Raw genomic sequence first — 18,634 nt, forward strand, 5'->3', positions numbered from 1 at the left:
CCTTATAGCAGATGATGTATTATGTATTACCCGTTGTAGGATTAAACAAACGGAAATCAAAGAAATGAATATATTGTAAAATGTATCTTGAGAAAAAGCGTATAATGGTGTGCAGAATACCAGAAAAAGGAGTGAAGCATTTGCTTGCCTGGGGTTTTGTTTTTTTGCTGACTATCATCATTCATACTACAGATAGCTTGTCCTATGCTCTGCGGCTTGGTGGTTTGCGAGCGCGTCGGATTGGATTAGCGTTAACCGTTGCGGGAATGCTGCTGTTGGTTTCACGCACCTCTAACATGGCGCAGGGGCCTTTACTCGGAGGGATGGTCGATCAGGCTAAAGCTGCAGCACAAGTGGGCGGAACGGATATTGGACTGGAACTATATATGCATGGGGTACTGCTGGCAGCAACCGTTGGAACCATACTTGCTATATTACTGTATCCAACAGTGGTACGCATGTCAGCCAGATGGATTGTGCATTTGGAGCATACCGGATCTATTCCGGCTTTGGTGCGTCATTTAATGCTGCGAAGTCGCTGGAAACATGCAGGCTACTACATAAAACGTCCCACCTGGTCCATGCTTACTTCACTGATTAGCGGAGCGATACCCAAGCGTCTAATTATTCTGAATATAGCTGTCACTTCGATTTATACAACAGGAGTAGTATCTGCTTTATATGCATCATTCCTGTGGCCTGCTCAAGGTACAGCAATGTCAATGTCGTCAGGTCTAATCAATGGCGTTGCAACGGTATTATTGACCTTGTTAATTGATCCAAGGTTGGCGGTCCTGTCGGAGAAAACGCTACGAGGGGAGCTACCCTTAACTCGGATGAACAGTATGTACGGCTGGATGATCATGTCGCGTTTGGCAGGTACTTTATTAGCTCAGCTATTGCTAGTACCGCTAGCAATTTGGCTTGGATGGGTAATGAGTTAATTGCTAGCTTTCGTAATGATGTGCTGCTGCCATATCCCAAAAAAGGGCTGACCCGTGATCATCTATTAAAGATAGATCGCGGGTCAGCTCCAATGATTTTATGGTTACTTACTGTTCAAATAATGACTTATATGCTCCGTATCCTTCACGTTCCAAGTCTGCTTGAGGCACGAAGCGGAGCGCGGCGGAATTGATGCAATAACGCAGACCATCTGGACCAGGACCATCATCGAATACATGCCCTAAATGGGAGTCAGCTTCGCGACTTCGCACCTCGGTACGGATCATAAAATGGCTGAGATCGGTTTTTTCTTTGACATTATAGCTGCGCAGCGGACGGGTAAAGCTGGGCCAACCGCAACCTGCATCATATTTGTCCAATGAACTGAACAAGGGCTCTCCTGATACGATATCTACGTAAATGCCTTCACCCTCATGATCCCAAAACTCATTTTGAAAAGGGCGCTCGGTCGCGTTCTTTTGAGTTACTTCGTATTGAATAGGCGTCAGCCGATCTTTAAGATCGGATTTATCAATCTTGCCAGACCAATTTTGTTCGATAAAGTCCTCACGTCCCGAACCTTTGCGGTAGCGTTTGTAATGAGCGGGGTTTTTCTTATGGTAGTCCTGATGATATTCTTCTGCTTCATAAAAAGTGGTCGCAGGCAGGATCGGTGTAGCAATGGGCTTGTCGAAGCGGTCACTTTGAGCCAAAGCTTCTTTAGAAGCTTCTGCCTTGATTCGCTGCTCTTCATTATGATAGAAAATAACCGTTTGGTAAGATGAACCTCTATCGTGAAACTGTCCACCTTCATCCGTCGGATCAATCTGCTGCCAGAATAGCTCCAACAGTTTTTCATACGGGAAAACTTGTGGATCAAATGTAATCTGTACGGCTTCCACATGCCCCGTTGTTTCAGAGCATACCTCTTCATAGGTAGGATTTTCGGTATGTCCCCCTGTGTATCCAGATCTAACCTTCAAAATACCGGGTAATTCCTCAAAAGGGGAAACCATGCACCAGAAGCAGCCACCTGCAAAAGTTGCTTTTTCTACCGTGTGTGGATTGTTGGTACTCATATTTGTCACTCCAATCTGAGAATGTTTAATTAGTTGTTATTTAAATAGCTTACAATTAAATTATATACGAGATTTTTGCAAAATCCAACGAAACGTCAGAAACCAAACGGCAGTGTAACTGGCTCTGTCCTCAAAATCGCCATGAAACATCCTACAGAAACGGTAGCAAACTGTCGCATTAAATTCTATTGATGCGTTGAAGCCTTTTTCGGTAGAGTATAAAGCCGCCGCCCACCAATGCAGTATATAGCACCAAAATGAGCAAACCAGTGATTGGGTGTTCTGCAAAGGTGCCGCCAGCATAAGCATACACCGCAATTGCGGGAAGCTTGCCAATAGCTGTACCTAGGATAAAGCTCCAGAACGGGAACCCCGCTACTCCAGCGTATACATTTACCGCTGCCTGGGGGATGACCGGAATCAGGCGAGCCAGCAGAACAGCAGCAAAAGGCTCCCTTTCCATGACCCGATTGAAGCGCTCCAATGCAGGAACCCGCTTCAAATAGGCTCGTCCTTTGTCACGAAACAGGGTACGTACTGCAATGAAAACGACCAGTGCAGCCATGGTAGTGCCTAGCCAGCAAATCAGAGCACCTTGCCAAGGACCTGCGGCATAAGCAATAGAAGCGATAATCAGCTTGTAAGGCACAAACGGTATTAACGCGAATAAAAATGCGAGCAGTAGCAGAACTGGAAAGGAGGTTTGCTTGTCCGCCCAGGCGAGCCAATCATATCTGTAGATAAACGCGATGCAAAGCAGCGAAACATAAGCAGCGGCAAGTAGCCATTTTTTCATTTACATACCTCTTTCAATATCCCTGTACGGCTTATCGCTTATACAGAAAAAAATAGGGTTCACATTCCTAATAATGTGTGCTATACTGCCACTAATAGAATAGTTCCCAAAGGGGAGTAGCTCAACGAGTAAAGTCGTCATTACGGGATTTTTAATCCCCGGCTTTATTGGCAACGTAATGTTGTAAGCGAGACCTTTGCCAGGATTTTAGGAATCCGGGTAAATGGTCTTTTTTTGATGCCAAATTTGGGTCAGCGCCGTTTCCGGATTCCGTGAAATGGCGCTTTTTTAGTATAAAGCGCTGAACTATGTACAGTATAACAAATAAATAAAAAAGGTGGGAGAAACGTATGGATTTGTTGTCAATTGAGTTTTTAACCGCATTAGTATCCATCATTATCATTGATCTGGTGCTAGCCGGTGACAATGCAATCGTAATCGGTTTGGCGGCTCGCAATGTTGATAAGGCCAATCAAAAGAAGGTCATTATTTGGGGGACGGTCGGAGCGGTCATCATTCGTGTGATTGCTACGGTGCTGGTCACGTATTTATTGCAAATTTATGGATTGCGTTTGATTGGGGGACTCGCACTTATCTATATCGCCTATAAGCTACTGGTCGAAGAGAAGAAGCATGAAATTTCAGCCACGAATCAAATGTGGGCAGCGATCCGCACCATTATTATCGCGGATACGATGATGGGGCTCGACAATGTACTTGCTGTAGCGGGCGCAGCTCATGGAAATATGCTACTCGTTATATTGGGTCTTGCAATCTCTGTTCCAATCATGGTGTGGGGAAGTACGATTATCTTGAAGCTGACAGAACGTTACCCAGTAGTTATTACGATTGGGGCTGCTGTACTTGCTTATACTGCTGCCAAAATGGTGGTGGCGGAACCGTTGATTGCACACTGGTTTATGAACGGGGTCGTTAAATACGGCTTTGAGGTTCTGGTTGTGGTTCTGGTTGTAGCCATTGGGATGCGTGTTAAAAAAATCAAAAGTGAAAAAACAAGAAAGCAAGTGCAGCACGCCTAAGCTAACTTACATTGAGGTAAACTTAGCTGAAGCTGAATGTTCATGCCATAGAGGCTGTTCCGTTATTGTCCAACTGGACCCGGAGCAGTCTCTTTTCTTTACTTGTCAGCAGACTTCCATGTAAACTAGACAACAGATGAATGAGTGATTAGAGGTGGGAATGATATGGACAAGCAAACGAAGACAAGGGTAGCCATTGCGGGACTGGGTGGTATTGCTCGTAAAGTATATTTGCCGTTACTGGCTGCACACCAAGGTGTAGACATTGTAGGTGTCATGAACCGTTCACAGGAGCCGGTAAGTTCCGTCATGGAGCAATATAGGTTGCCTAGAGGAACGACAGATGTGAAGGAGATGCTGGCATGGGAACCGGAAGCTGTATTTATACATGCCGCGACCGAAGCTCATTTTGATCTGGTTATGGCGTGTATTGAAAAAGGGATTGCCGTGTATGTGGATAAACCGTTGTCCTATGATGTTCGTCAGAATCTGGAAATGACCGCTTTTGCGGAAGCACAGGCCGTGCTGCTGGCGGTGGGATTTAATCGGCGTTTTGCCCCGCATTATGTTGCTGCTAAGGCTTGGTTAGAGGAAGCGGGTGGATTCAGTCAATGTGCGGCTATTAAACATCGTACTGGATATGATCGAAGACCGGCGGCACAGACGGTTTATGATGATTTAATTCATATGCTTGACTTGCTTTTGTGGCTGGGTGGCGATGATTATGAACTGCTGCATAGTAGTCTGAATACGACGAGTGAAGGATATATGGATGCTGCGTTCGGGACTGTACGTTTGGGAAATGCCACCGGAAGCTACAGTATGAGTAGACAGGCAGGAGCTGACATAGAAAAACTGGAGCTTCACGGGGCAGGACGGTCTGTTGAAGTAACAAATATGGAACAGGCTGTTTTTATGCAAAAAAATCATTCACCATTAACGCAAGCTTTTGGAAGCTGGGATACGATTTTGGAAAGACGAGGATTCACAGGAGTCGTGAATCATTTTCTGGAGCATATTCATCGTCCGGAGGAGTGTGCTGTACGAGCTGGAAAAGTATTGGAAAGCCATATGCTGGCTGACGAACTGATCAACCGTTTGAGTGATTAATATGGAACGTCCGAACATGATCTTAACAGTCCAGACAGACATCAAGAATTAGGTTGAAGGAGAAATGAATGAATGGAAGAAGATAATCGTGGTAAACAGCTAGAAGAAGCCATCATCGAAAATTATAAGCAAGAAGAAGATATGATGATTCTTGTATTTGCGCAATGGTGTATCAATCACGGGTTGGAGCCAGAGGAATTATATCGTGTAGCGTATCCGCATCAGGATAGCAACGAGCGTCTGCTACGAGTACGCAAATTGACTGTATCGCGTGAAGAAGCGGGTGATATTCCGCTGGATACAGTATTAGGGGTACTATCCATGTTCGGAAATGAGGACTTGGCGATGGTCGTATCCGAGGCGGCTGCCAGCCTTCCGTCGGAACGGAAATAGGGCTAGCCAGAATAAAGGATATACTGTTATCATTTATGGCATCATGGACTCACTATATTTACTTAAGACATTGTTGATGGGGAGGTAAGCTGACGATGGAAGATATACCTGTGCCAAGCACCTGCAAAGGTTGTGAAAGAGATATCTCGATATCGGAAGAGCAAATTACCAGAATTCTAACCAACATGAGACCCAAAATGGAATGTGTAAACGATGAAGTGTACGAAGCCAGACTGTTGGCCTGCTCACAATGTGAAGAGTTAATGTCCGGACATACGTGTGGTATCAGCGGAAGTATTGTTCGTGTACGTGCTTTGGCGGCAGCTCAAAATTGTCCCAGTTACCATGGTTCACGGTGGATAGGAACAGCCTAAAAGATACAATGCTCAGGCTCGGCTGAACCTGGATTACGGGTTAAAGTAGTCATACCTTGGTCTGCCTTAATGGCAGGCTTTTTGGTTTGATTGGACCTTTTCTTAACGATTGACAAAAAGTAGACAATAAAATATATTAAACACGTGAAATATTTTTATTTAATTATTAATAAATATATTAATGTTTGCTAGATGTGATGATGCGTAAAAATTAAAATCGAAAGAAGCTCGGTGGAATGAGTGATATTTACACCGAAATGAAAGCGTAAACATTTATGCGGGTGTTCCAACAATCTTAATATTTTTGGGGAGGGTTTGTTGTGAAGGGTTCTATTGTTGTTAATACCGATTGGAAACAAGGCATTATTAATAAAAACATTTATGGACAATTTGCTGAGCATCTTGGACGTTGCATTTATGAAGGCATATGGGTTGGAGAGGACTCACCGATTCCGAACACAAACGGAATTCGTAATGATGTGGTGGAAGCGCTGAAAAAGCTGAATATTCCTGTGCTGCGCTGGCCGGGAGGCTGTTTTGCCGATGAATATCATTGGAAAGATGGTATCGGACCCAAAGGAAATCGTAAGAGAATGGTAAATACGCATTGGGGCGGTGTGGTTGAAAATAATCATTTTGGCACACATGAGTTTTTTCAATTGTGCGAGCTGTTAGATGCAGAGCCTTATATTTGTGGAAATGTCGGCAGTGGTACAGTTCAGGAAATGTCGGAATGGGTAGAGTACATGACCTTCGATGGAGAGTCCCCAATGGCTGCATGGCGTCAGGAAAACGGTCGTGAGAAACCATGGAAGCTCAAATATTTTGGAGTGGGTAACGAAAACTGGGGTTGTGGCGGTAACATGCGCCCAGAATATTATGCCGATCTGTATCGCTGCTATCAGACATATGTCCGTAACTATGGCGAGAACCGCATTTATCGGATTGCAGGTGGGGCGAATGTGGACGATTATCGTTGGACCGAAGTGTTGATGCGTGAAGCTGGGCATCTTATGGACGGTTTGAGCCTGCATAACTATACGATCCCGGGAAACTGGGAAGGGAAACGGCAAGCACTCGGCTTTGATGAAGCGGAATGGTTCGAGACGATGAAAAAATCACTGCACATGGATGAATTGATTACTCGTCATTCTGCTATTATGGACCAATATGATCCTGACAAAAGGGTCGGACTGATCATCGATGAATGGGGAACTTGGTTCCTGACTGAGCCAGGGACCAATCCGGGCTTCCTGTATCAACAAAATACGATGCGCGATGCGCTGGTAGCTGGGCTGCATCTACACATTTTCCATAATCACCATGACCGAGTACAGATGACGAATATTGCTCAAATGGTCAATGTTTTACAAGCAATGGTTCTGACCGAAGGTCCTGCTATGCTGTTGACGCCGACATACCATATATTTGAAATGTTTAAGGTGCATCAGGATGCGCAAGCACTGGCTGTTCATGTAAAGGTAGGCGATTATGAATATGACGGGGATTCCATCCCGCAAGTAAGCGTGTCCGCCTCCAAGGCGCAGGATGGTAATATTCATATCAGCTTTTGCAACGTCCATCCGGGCGAGTCGGCAAACTTGAATTTGGAGCTAAGAGGACTGGAAGAGGTTAAAAAGATCAGTGGTGTTGTCCTTGCCAACGACGATATGCAGGCACATAATACGTTTGATCAGCCAGAGCGTGTGAAAAAGGAAGCTTTCACATCCTATCAGCTTCAAGGTCAGCATTTGGATGTTACACTGCCACCAATGTCAGTAGTGATGCTGACAATTGCTCCGTAAAAAAGCTGGGTCGTGGTATGTAAGCAGTATCCACTATTATTGGTTATGAACAAAGAGAGCGTTCAGGTGAACGCTCTCTTTGTCCTACAATTGCTCGCGGTGAATCACCCTGAATTCCTTAGGCGACATACCGAAGCGGGAACGAAATACACGGTGAAAATACGTGTAATTTGCAAATCCTGACGATTCGGCGGCTTGTTCCAGTGACATGGGACTGAAAATGATTCGTTCTCTCGCCATGTTAAGCCTGATGTCCAGCGTGTACTGCATAATGCTCGTATCGAATGTTTCCTTAAACAGATGCACTGCTCGGGATACGCTGATACCGACGTGTGAAGACACGTCATCCAGTTTGAAGTTAGAGGATGCATTTTCTTCAATATAATTTTTAATCTGATACGCAAGATAGTTATGATGAGTAGCGATAGGATGATCGGATAGCATACGGTCAAACTCCAAACATAAAATGCGTATGTAATAACTTGATATTTCCGGGTAAGGATTAGAAATACGTCGTTGCTCCATCACAAGCTGACGAAATAGGCCAAGCAGGGCTTCTGTGAGCTGAACCTTAATTCTGTTGGGTCGTTTATGATGGTTCCACCACTCATCTACCCAGGAACCACCGAAAAAAATGTGATAATCTCCGCTTTCCACGACCAGCTCTCCCATGGGATTCAACTCACTATGAATATCCAGTTCATAAGGCTCGGTAGGATTGAATAACAGTAGGTCACCTGCCTCAATCCGTGTCATTTCCCCGTTAATGCGGGCTTGGCAACGTCCATCTGTTTGCAAACGGAATAAATAATTTTTGATCCCCTCAGGCTGGTTCGAATAAAAGGGCTTTCGATGGAAGGAATAGCCTGCGGTAAGAACCTGACAAGGCTCGACGATAGACATGATGATGACTCCTTTGGGCATATGGCTGTTTCAAATATTGACCAGATTGTTCATGTTTTAATCATATTATTCATTTTAAACGAAACAGAAATAGAATACTATGTGAACTGTAAAGCTTACATGTTAGATGAGAAAGTACATGTTGGAGGCCAAGGAGTGTGACGACGTGGAACGAATGAAGGCCGGGATTATCGGATGCGGTACTATTAGCTCGGTATATCTTGAAAATCTCCAAAAGAGCCCACTCATTGAAGTGGTGGCCATCGCTGATTTACTGGATGAGAGGGCAAAGGAGAGGGCCGATAAATTCAACATTGAAAACGTATACAAATCGGATGAATTACTGTGCCAGCCTGAAATTGAGCTTGTATTTAATCTGACCGTGCCTGGCAGCCACGTATGGTCAGATATAGCGATACTAGAGGCAGGCAAGCATGTGTACAGTGAAAAGCCTTTGGCGCATTGAAATTCACGGACCATCGTGCCAATGCTGAGCTGGCCTACCATGTGTTAGAAGCCATGCATGCTTTTCAGCACTCATCATTGGAAGGCAATACATTACGCTGGTAAGTACGTTCAAGCCGGACGAGGATGTGTATTATGGAACAGATATAATGGTTCCTAACTTAAAGAGGTGAAGGGTAATGGCTAAAGTAGGATTGCAATTGTACACCGTAAGGGAAGAGCTTGAACAGGATTTTGAAGGTACATTGCGCAAGGTAGCTGAGCTTGGCTATAAAGGAGTAGAATTTCATACCTTTTTCGGACGCAATGCCAAGGATGTCAGAGCGCTCTTGGATGAACTGAATCTGGAAGTTGTCGGAACTCATGTACAATATTCTCGCTTGCTGGATCATTTGGATGAGGAGATTTCATACCACAAAGAATTGGGCAATAAGTACCTAATCGTTCCTTATTTAACCGAAGAACAGCGGGAGTGGGATGAACTTTTTGCTAATTTAAATCGTATTGGTGAAAAAGTGAAGGAACAGGGTTTGATACTGGCTTATCATAATCATGATTTTGAATTAACAGAAAAGATCAATGATCGCCCAGTATTCGATGCTTTATATGATGCAGTTTCCGATGATTTGTTACAGGTCGAAATGGATACTTGTTGGGTATACTACGGGGGCTATGATCCAGTGGAATACATCGGACGTTATAATGGACGCCTGCCTATCATTCACTTAAAGGATATGGCACGTGACGAGCAGCAAAAAGCAGTGACTGTAGAGCTTGGCAAAGGCGAAGTGCAGCTTCAGGCCATTACAGACGCCGCTATTCAGGCAGGTGTGGATTGGGTCGTCGTGGAACAGGATTTCTGCTCAAACCCTCCAATCGAAAGCATTGAAACCAGCATTAAATGGCTCCAACAATACGCAGCTCAGGGAGGAAATATTCATGTCTAAAACACTTAAAATCGGGATTATTGGTTGTGGAGGCATTGCCAACGGCAAACACTTGCCGAGTCTTGCCAAGCAGAAGCGTGCGGAGATCGTTGCATTTTGTGACATCATTCAGGAGCGCGCTGAAGAGGCAGCAGAAAAGTTTGGTGTTGATGGCTCGCAAGTTTATAGCGATTACCGTAAGCTGTTAGAAAATAAAGACATTGAAGTCGTACATGTATGTACACCTAACGACTCGCACTCGGAAATTACCGTAGCGGCGCTTGAGGCAGGTAAGCATGTGCTGTGTGAAAAGCCGATGGCTAAAACTGCTGAGCAAGCACGGGAGATGCTTGATGCGGCCAACCGCACAGGTAAGAAGCTGTCCATAGCGTATCAAAACCGTTATCGTGATGACAGTTTGTACCTGAAGCAATTAGTCGAGCAAGGAGAGCTTGGAGAAATTTATCTGGGCAAAGCCATTGCTCTACGCCGTCGCGCGGTTCCGACTTGGGGAGTATTCTTGGATGAAGAGAAGCAGGGCGGTGGTCCTCTTATTGATATTGGCACGCATGCACTAGACCTGACACTCTGGCTGATGGATAATTACAAGCCTAAAAGCGTACTAGGTTCAACTTTCCATAAGCTAGGGGATCGTAAAGATGCGGCAAATGCCTTTGGGCCTTGGAACCCTGAGGAATTTAAGGTAGAGGACTCAGCTTTTGGTTTTATTACGATGCAAAATGGAGCTACGATTGTACTGGAATCCAGCTGGGCATTGAACGTTGTAGAGTTTGGCGAAGCGAAGACACTGTTATGCGGTACCGAAGGCGGAGCTGATATGCAGGATGGATTGCGCATTAACGGAGAAAAGAACAGCCGTTTGTTTGATACGAAAATAGATCTGGATGCAGGTGGTGTTGCCTTTTACTCTGGAGAGACGGAAAATGAAGCAGACCGCGAAGCCCGCCTGTGGATCGAATCTATTCTGGACGACAAAGAACCTCTTGTGAAGCCGGAACAGGCACTGGTTGTTACTGAAATTTTGGAAGCTATCTATGAATCGGCACGTACGGGAAAAGCTGTCTATTTTGACTAAGCCGTAATTATCCCGAATAGACCATCGTTATAATGAAAGCAGCTTTTTTCACATATGATACAGGGGGGATTTCTTTTGAAACTTGGAGTATTTATGGTGTTGTTCGGTGGCCGTTCGCTGGAGGAAGCGTTGGATTATGTGGCTTCTCAAGGATTGGATGCTGTAGAAATCGGTACAGGCGGCAACCCGGGGGATAAGCATTGTAAGCCGGATGAATTGCTGGAGAATGATGCAGCGCTCAAAAATTTTAAAAAGGCAGTAGAGTCCCGCGGACTAACGATTAGCGCACTTAGCTGTCACGGCAATCCTCTTCATCCGCAAAAGCATTTGGCCCAGGCTGATCATGATACGTTTCTTAAAACCGTTCGATTGGCAGAAAAGCTGGAAGTTCCAGTTGTGAACACTTTCTCCGGCTGTCCGGGAGATCATGAGGATGCGAAATATCCAAACTGGCCTGTGGCTCCGTGGCCTAATGATTTTCAAGAAGTGTTGAAGTGGCAATGGGAGAATAAAATTATTCCTTACTGGACCGAGACGGGGAAATTTGCAGCAGATCATCATGTTAAAATTGGATTGGAGCTACACGGAGGCTTCTCCGTTCATACACCAGCGACCTTGCTTCGTTTACGTGAAGCTGCGGGAGAGGTTATTGGTGCTAATCTCGATCCGAGCCATATGTGGTGGCAGGGAATTGACCCTGTGCAGGCAGTTCAAATTTTGGGCCGAGAGGGAGCTATTCACCACTTTCATGCCAAGGATACGACGATTGATCCGATTAATGTAAATAAATATGGACTTACCGATATGCAGGAATATACGAAAATGCTAGATCGCGCTTGGCAGTTCCGTACTGTGGGTTATGGACATGATGTAAAAACCTGGGCAGATATTATCAGTGCTCTGCGCCTGGTGGGATACGATCATGTAGTGAGTATTGAGCATGAAGATGGTCTGATGTCCGTGGAAGAGGGCTTTACTAAGGCTGTCCACAATCTTCGCCAGGTACTGATTGAAGAACCGCTGAGCGAGATGTGGTGGGTCTAACCTAATAGGGGGAAATGTTGATGATTAACGTCACCATTTGGAATGAATTTTTGAACGAAAAGTTGAATGATGAAGCCAAACAGATATACCCTGACGGGATACACAAAGCGTTGGCTGACGGCCTGGCAGGAGAGGGATTTGCCATTCGAACAGCTACACTGCGTGATGATGCAGAGCATGGTTTGGGAGAAGAAGTCTTGAATTCCACAGATGTGCTGCTGTGGTGGGGGCATAAAGCCCATGATCAGGTGAGCGATGAAGTTACGGCGCGTGTTGTCAAGCGAGTGCAGGAAGGAATGGGCTTAATCGTGCTGCACTCAGGCCATTTTTCCAAGCCATTCAAAGCCCTGATGGGCACTAGCTGCGATCTGAAATGGAGGGTGGCAGGTGAACAGGAGATTATTTGGTCGGTGAATCCGTCACATCCCATTGCAGAAGGCATTGACGCCAAAATATTGTTGAAGCAGGAAGAGATGTATGGCGAGTTCTTTGATATTCCTACGCCGGATGAACTGGTATTTGTTAGTAACTTTGAAGGCGGCGAAGTATTTAGAACCGGATGTACCTTCCGCCGAGGTAGCGGTAAGATATTCTATTTCCGCCCAGGCCATGAGACCTATCCGACTTATTACCAGCCTGACATTTTGAAAGTTATTGCAAACAGCATTCGTTGGACTTCTCCGACAAGTATTAACAAACCAATATATGGTAGAAGTGAACCAGTAAGACCTCTCGGTGGAGTGTTGGTATAATGACAATCATCACATATTGATGAGCTGTATAATGAACAGATTGATAGGCGGAACCTCTTGGGATTCCGCCTTTTTGTATTTAACGATTTAGACATATACCTGCTGTGTTGGTTTGTTGTATAATCAGTTTTGGTCATGGCAACTTTATCGGCGCAGGTATTTAATTTAAGAAGAAAGTGTTTTCTTTCGGGATAAAGTATGCTAAAATGATATATACTAACAAAAGGAAAGCTTTATCAAACCGAAATGCAAAAGAAGGTGAAAAATTTGGAAAGTCAACCGCAATATACAAAAATGTGTCCGCGTTTTGAAACCGCCTTTTCATGTTTGGGCAAGCGTTGGAATGGATTAATTATTCAATCCATGATGAGCGGTCCTAAGCGGTTTAAGGATATTTCCAATCTGATTCCCACAATGAGTGACAAAATGTTATCAGAGCGGATGAAAGATTTGGAAAATGAAGGAATTCTTACACGTCATGTATATCCAGAAACTCCTGTCCGCATTGAATACGAGCTAACAACCAAAGGCCGTGCACTTCAGCCGGTTATGGAACAGATTCAATTTTGGGCTGAGGAATGGATTAGATGAGCACCAAACTAAATAAGCGTTTTTCATAGCAAAACAGCCTTTTCCTAGAAAAAAGGCTGTTTTTTATATTGCGTTTAGGACTACTTATCCATTTTGCAGAAATGATGTGCTTAGGCAGCACGACTTAATAGCCTTTGACGCGCCCTGCAACTGAGAATAATGCTGCTGTTGCACGGCGAGGCACACGGGTTTGAATATCCAGCGCGGCCGAACGGAATGTACCCAGACAGGAATGACAAAGTCTCCCTGCATAAATAGGGGAACGGCAGGACTCACAAGGATAATCAAGCTGACTGTATGTGGAGGGAAATTTGCCTGCTCTTACCCAATCTGTGAGCAATTCTATAGGTGTACCAGTTACGTCACTGAGCTGGCGAGTATGAGTAGAAGGATGCTTCCATAGATAGTTAGAACAGCGGTCCAAGAATATATTTTCTTCCTGAATACAAGTACTACAGAGGTTTCTAAGGTTTTGACGAAAAACGGAACCGCATTTTGGGCAATTAGAAGTATGTATCTCCATAGAAACCAGTCCTTTGTATCGAAATAAAGTGAAATTTTAAAATTTATTAGTTACATATTACTATGACATTATACCTATATCAATCTTTATTTATAGAATCTTTGACCTTTAAGTGTATGTTAAAATCTGTGTTGACATGACTCTATTACTTATGTATCATTACTTACATAAAGTTACTTGATGAATAAAATAAATTGTTTATGATAAGGGGATCTTTATATGATGCCATCTTTATTTTTGGCCCATGGCTCACCGATGCTTGCTATTGAACAGACGGACTATACTTCATTTTTAGAGCAACTGGGGAAAAGTATTCGTCCTAAAGCAATAGTTATCTTTACTGCTCATTGGGAAACACAAACGTTGACAATCAGTTCGATGGATGACGTGTACGATACTATTTATGATTTTGGCGGTTTTCCACCGGAACTGTACACAGTGAAATATCCAGCACATGGTTCTGTGGAACTGGCCAATAAGCTGAAAAAATTATATGAACAAAAGGGCATTGACGTAGAAACTGATCGGGTGAGGGGATTGGATCATGGATCTTGGACATTGTTGCATCGTATGTATCCTGAGGCAGACATTCCGGTAGTTCAGATCTCTGTAAATCCATATCTCTCGCCCAAAGCACAATATGCTATTGGTGAAGTGCTGCGAGGACTGGGAGAACAGGATATTCTGGTCATTGGTAGTGGCGTGACTGTTCATAATCTGCGTATCGTCAAATGGGGGGAAACGAAAACAGAACCTTGGGCTATAGATTTTGATGATTGGATTATTGAAAAAGTACAAAGTAGAGATATAGAGGCTTTGGATCACTATGAAAGCGAAGCACCGTATGCTCGCCAGGCCGTACCCAGAGCAGAACACTTTGTACCGTTGTTTATTGCAATGGGGAGTGGCAATCCTGCAAACAAAGCCAAGGTTATCCATAGAAGCTATGAGATGGGGAATTTAAGTTATCTATGCTTACAGTTTTAAAGAGTGTCGCCAGAAGAAGGACTGTCATTAAAATGCTTCGCTACTGCTCCTGTATAAGTAGGGGAGTGGAAATAAATTAGGGAGTGTTATAAGCTATAGTGGCTTATAACACTCCCTTTTACATAAAAAAACGATTTATTATATCCGGCAAATCTCACGAGGGCATAGTTCACAATGACATACACCTTGCAGCATTTCCAAATCTTTGACAACAATCATACCATTATCATATTCAACTGCATTTTTCTTACGTAGATCACTAAGCATCCGGTTTACGCTTTCCCGGGTCGCACCGATCATATTTGATAAGTCAGTATGAGTAATTTTTTTATGAATCAGGATATGTTCGCCGTGAGGCTCACCATAGGTATTGCATAGACGAATGAGCGTTGAACATAAAGCGCCTGGCTTGCCGTACATCATCAAATCGCGGAACTTAGTCTGAGTAATGCGGTGATGTGAACCCATCCATTTCATAAAGTCAATCGCAAAATCACAATGCTGGCAAATAAGCAGTTCCAAATCTGTATGATCGATTACGCCAATATCACTGTCTTCCAGAACCTCAGCAGAAAAGGAATGCTTAGTACCGAAAAATGGATCGGCTTGACCAACAAGATCGCCGCTTTGATACATATATAGAATAAGTTCCTTGCCCTCATCCGTTGTTTTGGTTACTTTCACGCGTCCGCGCTTAATATAAAACAGCTTATCCGCTGTATCTCCTTCCCAGAACAGATGCGAGCTTTCTGGCATAACTCGATCTTTCATCATTACTTGCAATCGGTTGAAGCTGGCCTCCGAGAAGCAACAGGTGTTGCCGCGGGCTTCCATTACATTTGTAGGGTTTCTCATCGTCCATTTCCCCTTTGTATCCTATGTTTTTTATCTGCAACTTGATCAATTCAAATTCATTATATACTTGTGCAATGAGTTTTTGGGGCAAGAAGAGGGGGTAAAAGTGGCAGAATTCCAAACTTTGTGATTTAATTCACTTCATAAAATAAAATTTTAAATAGATTGTGAAAAAAATCACAATATATCTTGAAAAGCTGTGTTACGATCAGTGCGTGAACAAGAGATAGTACACGAGATAACAGGAGGATGAGGGAAATGGCTGTTAAAAACGAGGTTATTCAAAAAGAGCAAAGCGCAGAGCAGTATATTCAAACGCTGATTGACCGGGGGAACCGGGCACAGCAAGCTTTCATGAGTATGAATCAGGAACAGATTGACGAAATCGTACAAGCTATGGCACTCGCAGGGATGGATAAACACATGTACCTGGCGAAGTTGGCTGTTGAAGAAACAGGACGCGGTGTGTACGAGGACAAAATCACCAAAAACATGTTTGCAACAGAATATATCTATCATAGTATCAAAAATGAAAAAACCGTCGGTGTCATTGAAGACAATGATTTTGACAGTTTTCAAAAGATAGCAGAGCCAGTCGGTATTATCATGGGGATCACTCCAGTGACAAACCCGACTTCGACTACGATGTTCAAAGCGCTGATTGCCATTAAAACACGTAACCCAATCATTTTCGGTTTCCATCCATCTGCTCAATCGTGTAGTGCGGAAGCAGCCCGCGTCTTGCTCGAAGCAGCTGTTAAACATGGTGCTCCGGCCGATTGTATTCAATGGATTGAAGCACCTTCGATGGATAAGACCAATGTATTGATGAACCACCCTGATGTGGCGCTAATTTTGGCAACTGGTGGATCAGGCATGGTTAAGGCAGCTTATAGCTGCGGTAAACCAGCACTTGGTGTAGGTCCTGGTAACGTGCCTTGCTTTATTGAAAAAACAGCAGATATCAAACAGGCCGTGAACGATCTTATCCTCTCGAAATCTTTTGATAACGGTATGATTTGTGCTTCGGAGCAAGCGGTTATTATCGAAGAGCCAATCTTCGAACAAGTGAAAAAATTGATGATCGCTAACGGTTGCTATTTTGTAAATAAAGAAGAAGCAGCTAAGCTCACTCAAGGAGCTATGAATGTCGAGAAATGTGCAGTGAACCCAGCTATTGTCGGGCAGTCTGCTGTGAAAATTGCTGAAATGAGTGGTATTACAGTACCAGCAGGAACTAAAATTTTGGTCGCTGAGATTGAAGGGGTAGGAACAAAATTCCCATTGTCTGCGGAAAAATTGAGTCCTGTATTGGCTTGCTATAAAGTAAAAAATGCGGAACAAGGTATTCAACGCGCTGCTGAAGTCGTGGAATTCGGGGGCATGGGTCACTCGTCCGCTATTCATTCGAACGATGAGGATGTTATCGCTCGGTTTGCAAACCGTTTGCAAACAGGACGTATCATTGTAAATGCACCTTCCACACATGGTGCGATTGGCGACATTTACAACACCAATCTTCCTTCGTTGACACTTGGTTGCGGTTCGTACGGTCGTAACTCGACTTCGTCGAACGTATCGGCAGTCAATCTGATTAATGTGAAAAGGGTGGCGAAACGGACGGTGAATATGCAATGGTTCAAAGTACCTTCCAAAATCTATTTTGAAAAAAATTCGACACAGTATCTTGCTAAAATGCCTGATATCACACGTGTAGCTATTATCACAGACCCTATGATGGTACAACTGGGATATGTAGATCGTGTTATTCATTATCTGCATCAGCGCCAAACACCAGTAGCTATCGAAGTGTTCTCTGAAGTAGAGCCAGATCCATCGACAGTTACGGTAGAACGTGGTACTGAAATGATGAGACGTTTCCAACCGGATTGCATCATCGCACTGGGCGGCGGTTCGCCAATGGATGCCGCTAAAGGCATGTGGATGTTCTATGAATATCCAGATACTGATTTCAATAACTTAAAACAAAAATTCATGGATATCCGTAAACGGATTTACAAGTACCCACGTCTGGGCCAAAAAGCACAATTTGTAGCTATCCCTACAACATCGGGTACAGGTTCCGAAGTTACATCGTTCGCAGTAATTACGGACAAAAACCTGGGCGACACGAAGTACCCACTGGCTGACTATGAGTTGACTCCTGATGTGGCAATTATTGACCCAGTGTTTGTATATTCGCTGCCTAAAACAGCTGTAGCGGACACAGGTATGGACGTTCTGACACATGCTATCGAGGCTTACGTGTCCGTAATGGCTAATGACTACACAGATGGTCTGGCAATTAAAGCCATTCAATTGGTATTCCAATACCTAGAACAATCGGCTCTGACCGGTGATAAGCTGGCTCGTGAAAAAATGCATAATGCTTCCACACTTGCTGGTATGGCGTTTGCTAATGCATTCTTGGGCATTAACCACAGTCTTGCACATAAATGGGGTGGACAATACCATACAGCGCATGGCCGCACGAATGCCATTTTGATGCCGCACGTTATTCGTTATAATGCGAAAAAACCGACAAAATTTGCTTCGTTCCCTAAATATTCGCACTTTGTTGCGGATGAGCGTTATGCAGAAATCGCGCGCATACTGGGACTGCCTGCACGCACCACCGAAGAAGGGGTTAACAGCTTGATCGAAGCGATCCGTAAAATGAACAAAACACTCGGTATCGAGGAATCGTTCCAACAAATCGGTTTCGATGCGAAAGATTTCGAATCACGTGTAGATTATCTGGCTGACCGCGCATTTGAAGATCAATGTACAACTGCGAATCCTAAGTTGCCACTGGTTACTGAGTTGGCTGATGTCTATCGCAATGCCTTCTACGGACGTTTTGACCAATAATATAATAGGTAAGAAGAGGCTTGTGAAAAAGCATTTTCTCGTTCAATACCGATGCAGGCTCTCTATATAGAGGGCCTGT

Annotated in this window: 18 protein-coding genes and 1 pseudogene; 14 read left to right on the top strand and 5 right to left on the bottom strand. The window is 44.1% G+C overall.

The annotated features are described in order from the left end of the window. Positions 1 to 140 precede the first annotated feature (140 nt). Complete coding sequence (locus ACEN8J_RS07080; protein WP_495594378.1) at positions 141 to 944, top strand: lipid II flippase Amj family protein; 804 nt, start codon at positions 141 to 143, stop codon at positions 942 to 944. Between the two features lie 108 nt (positions 945 to 1,052). Here the strand turns inward: ACEN8J_RS07080 and msrA are convergent, their stop codons facing one another. Together msrA and ACEN8J_RS07090 are read right to left on the bottom strand one after the other, a co-directional pair. Next, entirely contained in the window at positions 1,053 to 2,024 is a 972-nt protein-coding gene (gene msrA / locus ACEN8J_RS07085; RefSeq protein ID WP_340885792.1) for a peptide-methionine (S)-S-oxide reductase MsrA, read from the bottom strand. 178 nt (positions 2,025 to 2,202) lie between these two features. Then, entirely contained in the window at positions 2,203 to 2,820 is a 618-nt protein-coding gene (locus tag ACEN8J_RS07090) for a TVP38/TMEM64 family protein (protein ID WP_029517221.1), read from the bottom strand. A gap of 350 nt (positions 2,821 to 3,170) precedes the next feature. Between ACEN8J_RS07090 and ACEN8J_RS07095 the strand changes: the two genes are divergently transcribed. The 5 genes from ACEN8J_RS07095 to ACEN8J_RS07115 all read left to right on the top strand — a co-directional run bounded on the left by ACEN8J_RS07095 (position 3,171) and on the right by ACEN8J_RS07115 (position 7,542). Next, positions 3,171 to 3,860 (top strand): TerC family protein, encoded by a 690-nt coding sequence (locus tag ACEN8J_RS07095; protein ID WP_029517222.1) that lies wholly within the window; start codon positions 3,171 to 3,173, stop codon positions 3,858 to 3,860. A 165-nt stretch (positions 3,861 to 4,025) separates the two neighbouring features. Then, positions 4,026 to 4,970 carry a Gfo/Idh/MocA family protein gene (locus ACEN8J_RS07100; RefSeq protein WP_029517223.1) on the top strand — a complete coding sequence of 315 codons (945 nt, stop codon included), beginning with the start codon at positions 4,026 to 4,028 and terminating at the stop codon, positions 4,968 to 4,970. Between the two features lie 72 nt (positions 4,971 to 5,042). Next, a complete protein-coding gene (gene yxiS / locus ACEN8J_RS07105) occupies positions 5,043 to 5,363 on the top strand; it encodes a protein YxiS (protein ID WP_013310862.1) in 321 nt (106 codons plus the stop codon). Between the two features lie 95 nt (positions 5,364 to 5,458). Beyond that, on the top strand, positions 5,459 to 5,737 hold the full coding sequence (locus ACEN8J_RS07110; RefSeq protein ID WP_029517224.1) for a DUF6171 family protein: 279 nt from the start codon (positions 5,459 to 5,461) through the stop codon (positions 5,735 to 5,737). A 320-nt stretch (positions 5,738 to 6,057) separates the two neighbouring features. After that, positions 6,058 to 7,542, top strand: coding sequence for an alpha-N-arabinofuranosidase (locus ACEN8J_RS07115; protein ID WP_495594379.1), 1,485 nt, complete (start codon positions 6,058 to 6,060; stop codon positions 7,540 to 7,542). Between the two features lie 84 nt (positions 7,543 to 7,626). Here ACEN8J_RS07115 and ACEN8J_RS07120 read toward each other — a convergent pair whose 3' ends face one another. Beyond that, complete coding sequence (locus ACEN8J_RS07120; protein WP_029517226.1) at positions 7,627 to 8,445, bottom strand: AraC family transcriptional regulator; 819 nt, start codon at positions 8,443 to 8,445, stop codon at positions 7,627 to 7,629. A gap of 166 nt (positions 8,446 to 8,611) precedes the next feature. On the opposite strand from ACEN8J_RS07120, the pseudogene ACEN8J_RS07125 reads away from it, so the two are divergent. The 6 genes and pseudogenes from ACEN8J_RS07125 to ACEN8J_RS07150 form a co-directional block, all read left to right on the top strand. After that, a pseudogene (locus ACEN8J_RS07125) lies at positions 8,612 to 8,905 on the top strand (Gfo/Idh/MocA family protein); the annotation flags it as partial. 184 nt (positions 8,906 to 9,089) lie between these two features. Then, entirely contained in the window at positions 9,090 to 9,857 is a 768-nt protein-coding gene (locus tag ACEN8J_RS07130; RefSeq protein WP_029517228.1) for a sugar phosphate isomerase/epimerase family protein, read from the top strand. Continuing rightward, positions 9,850 to 10,932 carry a Gfo/Idh/MocA family protein gene (locus tag ACEN8J_RS07135; RefSeq protein ID WP_029517229.1) on the top strand — a complete coding sequence of 361 codons (1,083 nt, stop codon included), beginning with the start codon at positions 9,850 to 9,852 and terminating at the stop codon, positions 10,930 to 10,932. The genes ACEN8J_RS07130 and ACEN8J_RS07135 overlap by 8 nt, the downstream gene beginning before the upstream one ends. Before the next feature lie 75 nt (positions 10,933 to 11,007). Continuing rightward, positions 11,008 to 11,976, top strand: coding sequence for a sugar phosphate isomerase/epimerase family protein (locus tag ACEN8J_RS07140; protein WP_029517230.1), 969 nt, complete (start codon positions 11,008 to 11,010; stop codon positions 11,974 to 11,976). A 20-nt stretch (positions 11,977 to 11,996) separates the two neighbouring features. Then, entirely contained in the window at positions 11,997 to 12,728 is a 732-nt protein-coding gene (locus tag ACEN8J_RS07145; RefSeq protein ID WP_341070963.1) for a ThuA domain-containing protein, read from the top strand. Positions 12,729 to 12,974: 246 nt separating this feature from the next. After that, positions 12,975 to 13,319, top strand: coding sequence for a winged helix-turn-helix transcriptional regulator (locus ACEN8J_RS07150; protein WP_340955834.1), 345 nt, complete (start codon positions 12,975 to 12,977; stop codon positions 13,317 to 13,319). Between the two features lie 124 nt (positions 13,320 to 13,443). On the opposite strand, the gene ACEN8J_RS07155 is transcribed toward ACEN8J_RS07150, so the two are convergent. Further along, on the bottom strand, positions 13,444 to 13,743 hold the full coding sequence (locus ACEN8J_RS07155) for a hypothetical protein (protein ID WP_223821919.1): 300 nt from the start codon (positions 13,741 to 13,743) through the stop codon (positions 13,444 to 13,446). Positions 13,744 to 14,061: 318 nt separating this feature from the next. Here ACEN8J_RS07155 and ACEN8J_RS07160 point away from each other — a divergent pair, with 318 nt between their 5' ends. Continuing rightward, positions 14,062 to 14,829 (top strand): DODA-type extradiol aromatic ring-opening family dioxygenase, encoded by a 768-nt coding sequence (locus ACEN8J_RS07160; protein WP_029517232.1) that lies wholly within the window; start codon positions 14,062 to 14,064, stop codon positions 14,827 to 14,829. 138 nt (positions 14,830 to 14,967) lie between these two features. On the opposite strand, the gene ACEN8J_RS07165 is transcribed toward ACEN8J_RS07160, so the two are convergent. Then, positions 14,968 to 15,684, bottom strand: coding sequence for a Crp/Fnr family transcriptional regulator (locus ACEN8J_RS07165; protein ID WP_013310849.1), 717 nt, complete (start codon positions 15,682 to 15,684; stop codon positions 14,968 to 14,970). A gap of 258 nt (positions 15,685 to 15,942) precedes the next feature. On the opposite strand from ACEN8J_RS07165, the gene adhE reads away from it, so the two are divergent. Continuing rightward, positions 15,943 to 18,555 carry a bifunctional acetaldehyde-CoA/alcohol dehydrogenase gene (gene adhE, locus ACEN8J_RS07170; protein ID WP_029517233.1) on the top strand — a complete coding sequence of 871 codons (2,613 nt, stop codon included), beginning with the start codon at positions 15,943 to 15,945 and terminating at the stop codon, positions 18,553 to 18,555. The last annotated feature ends 79 nt before the right edge of the window (positions 18,556 to 18,634 follow it).

It is taken from the genome of Paenibacillus sp. Paensp38, from assembly GCF_059491915.1.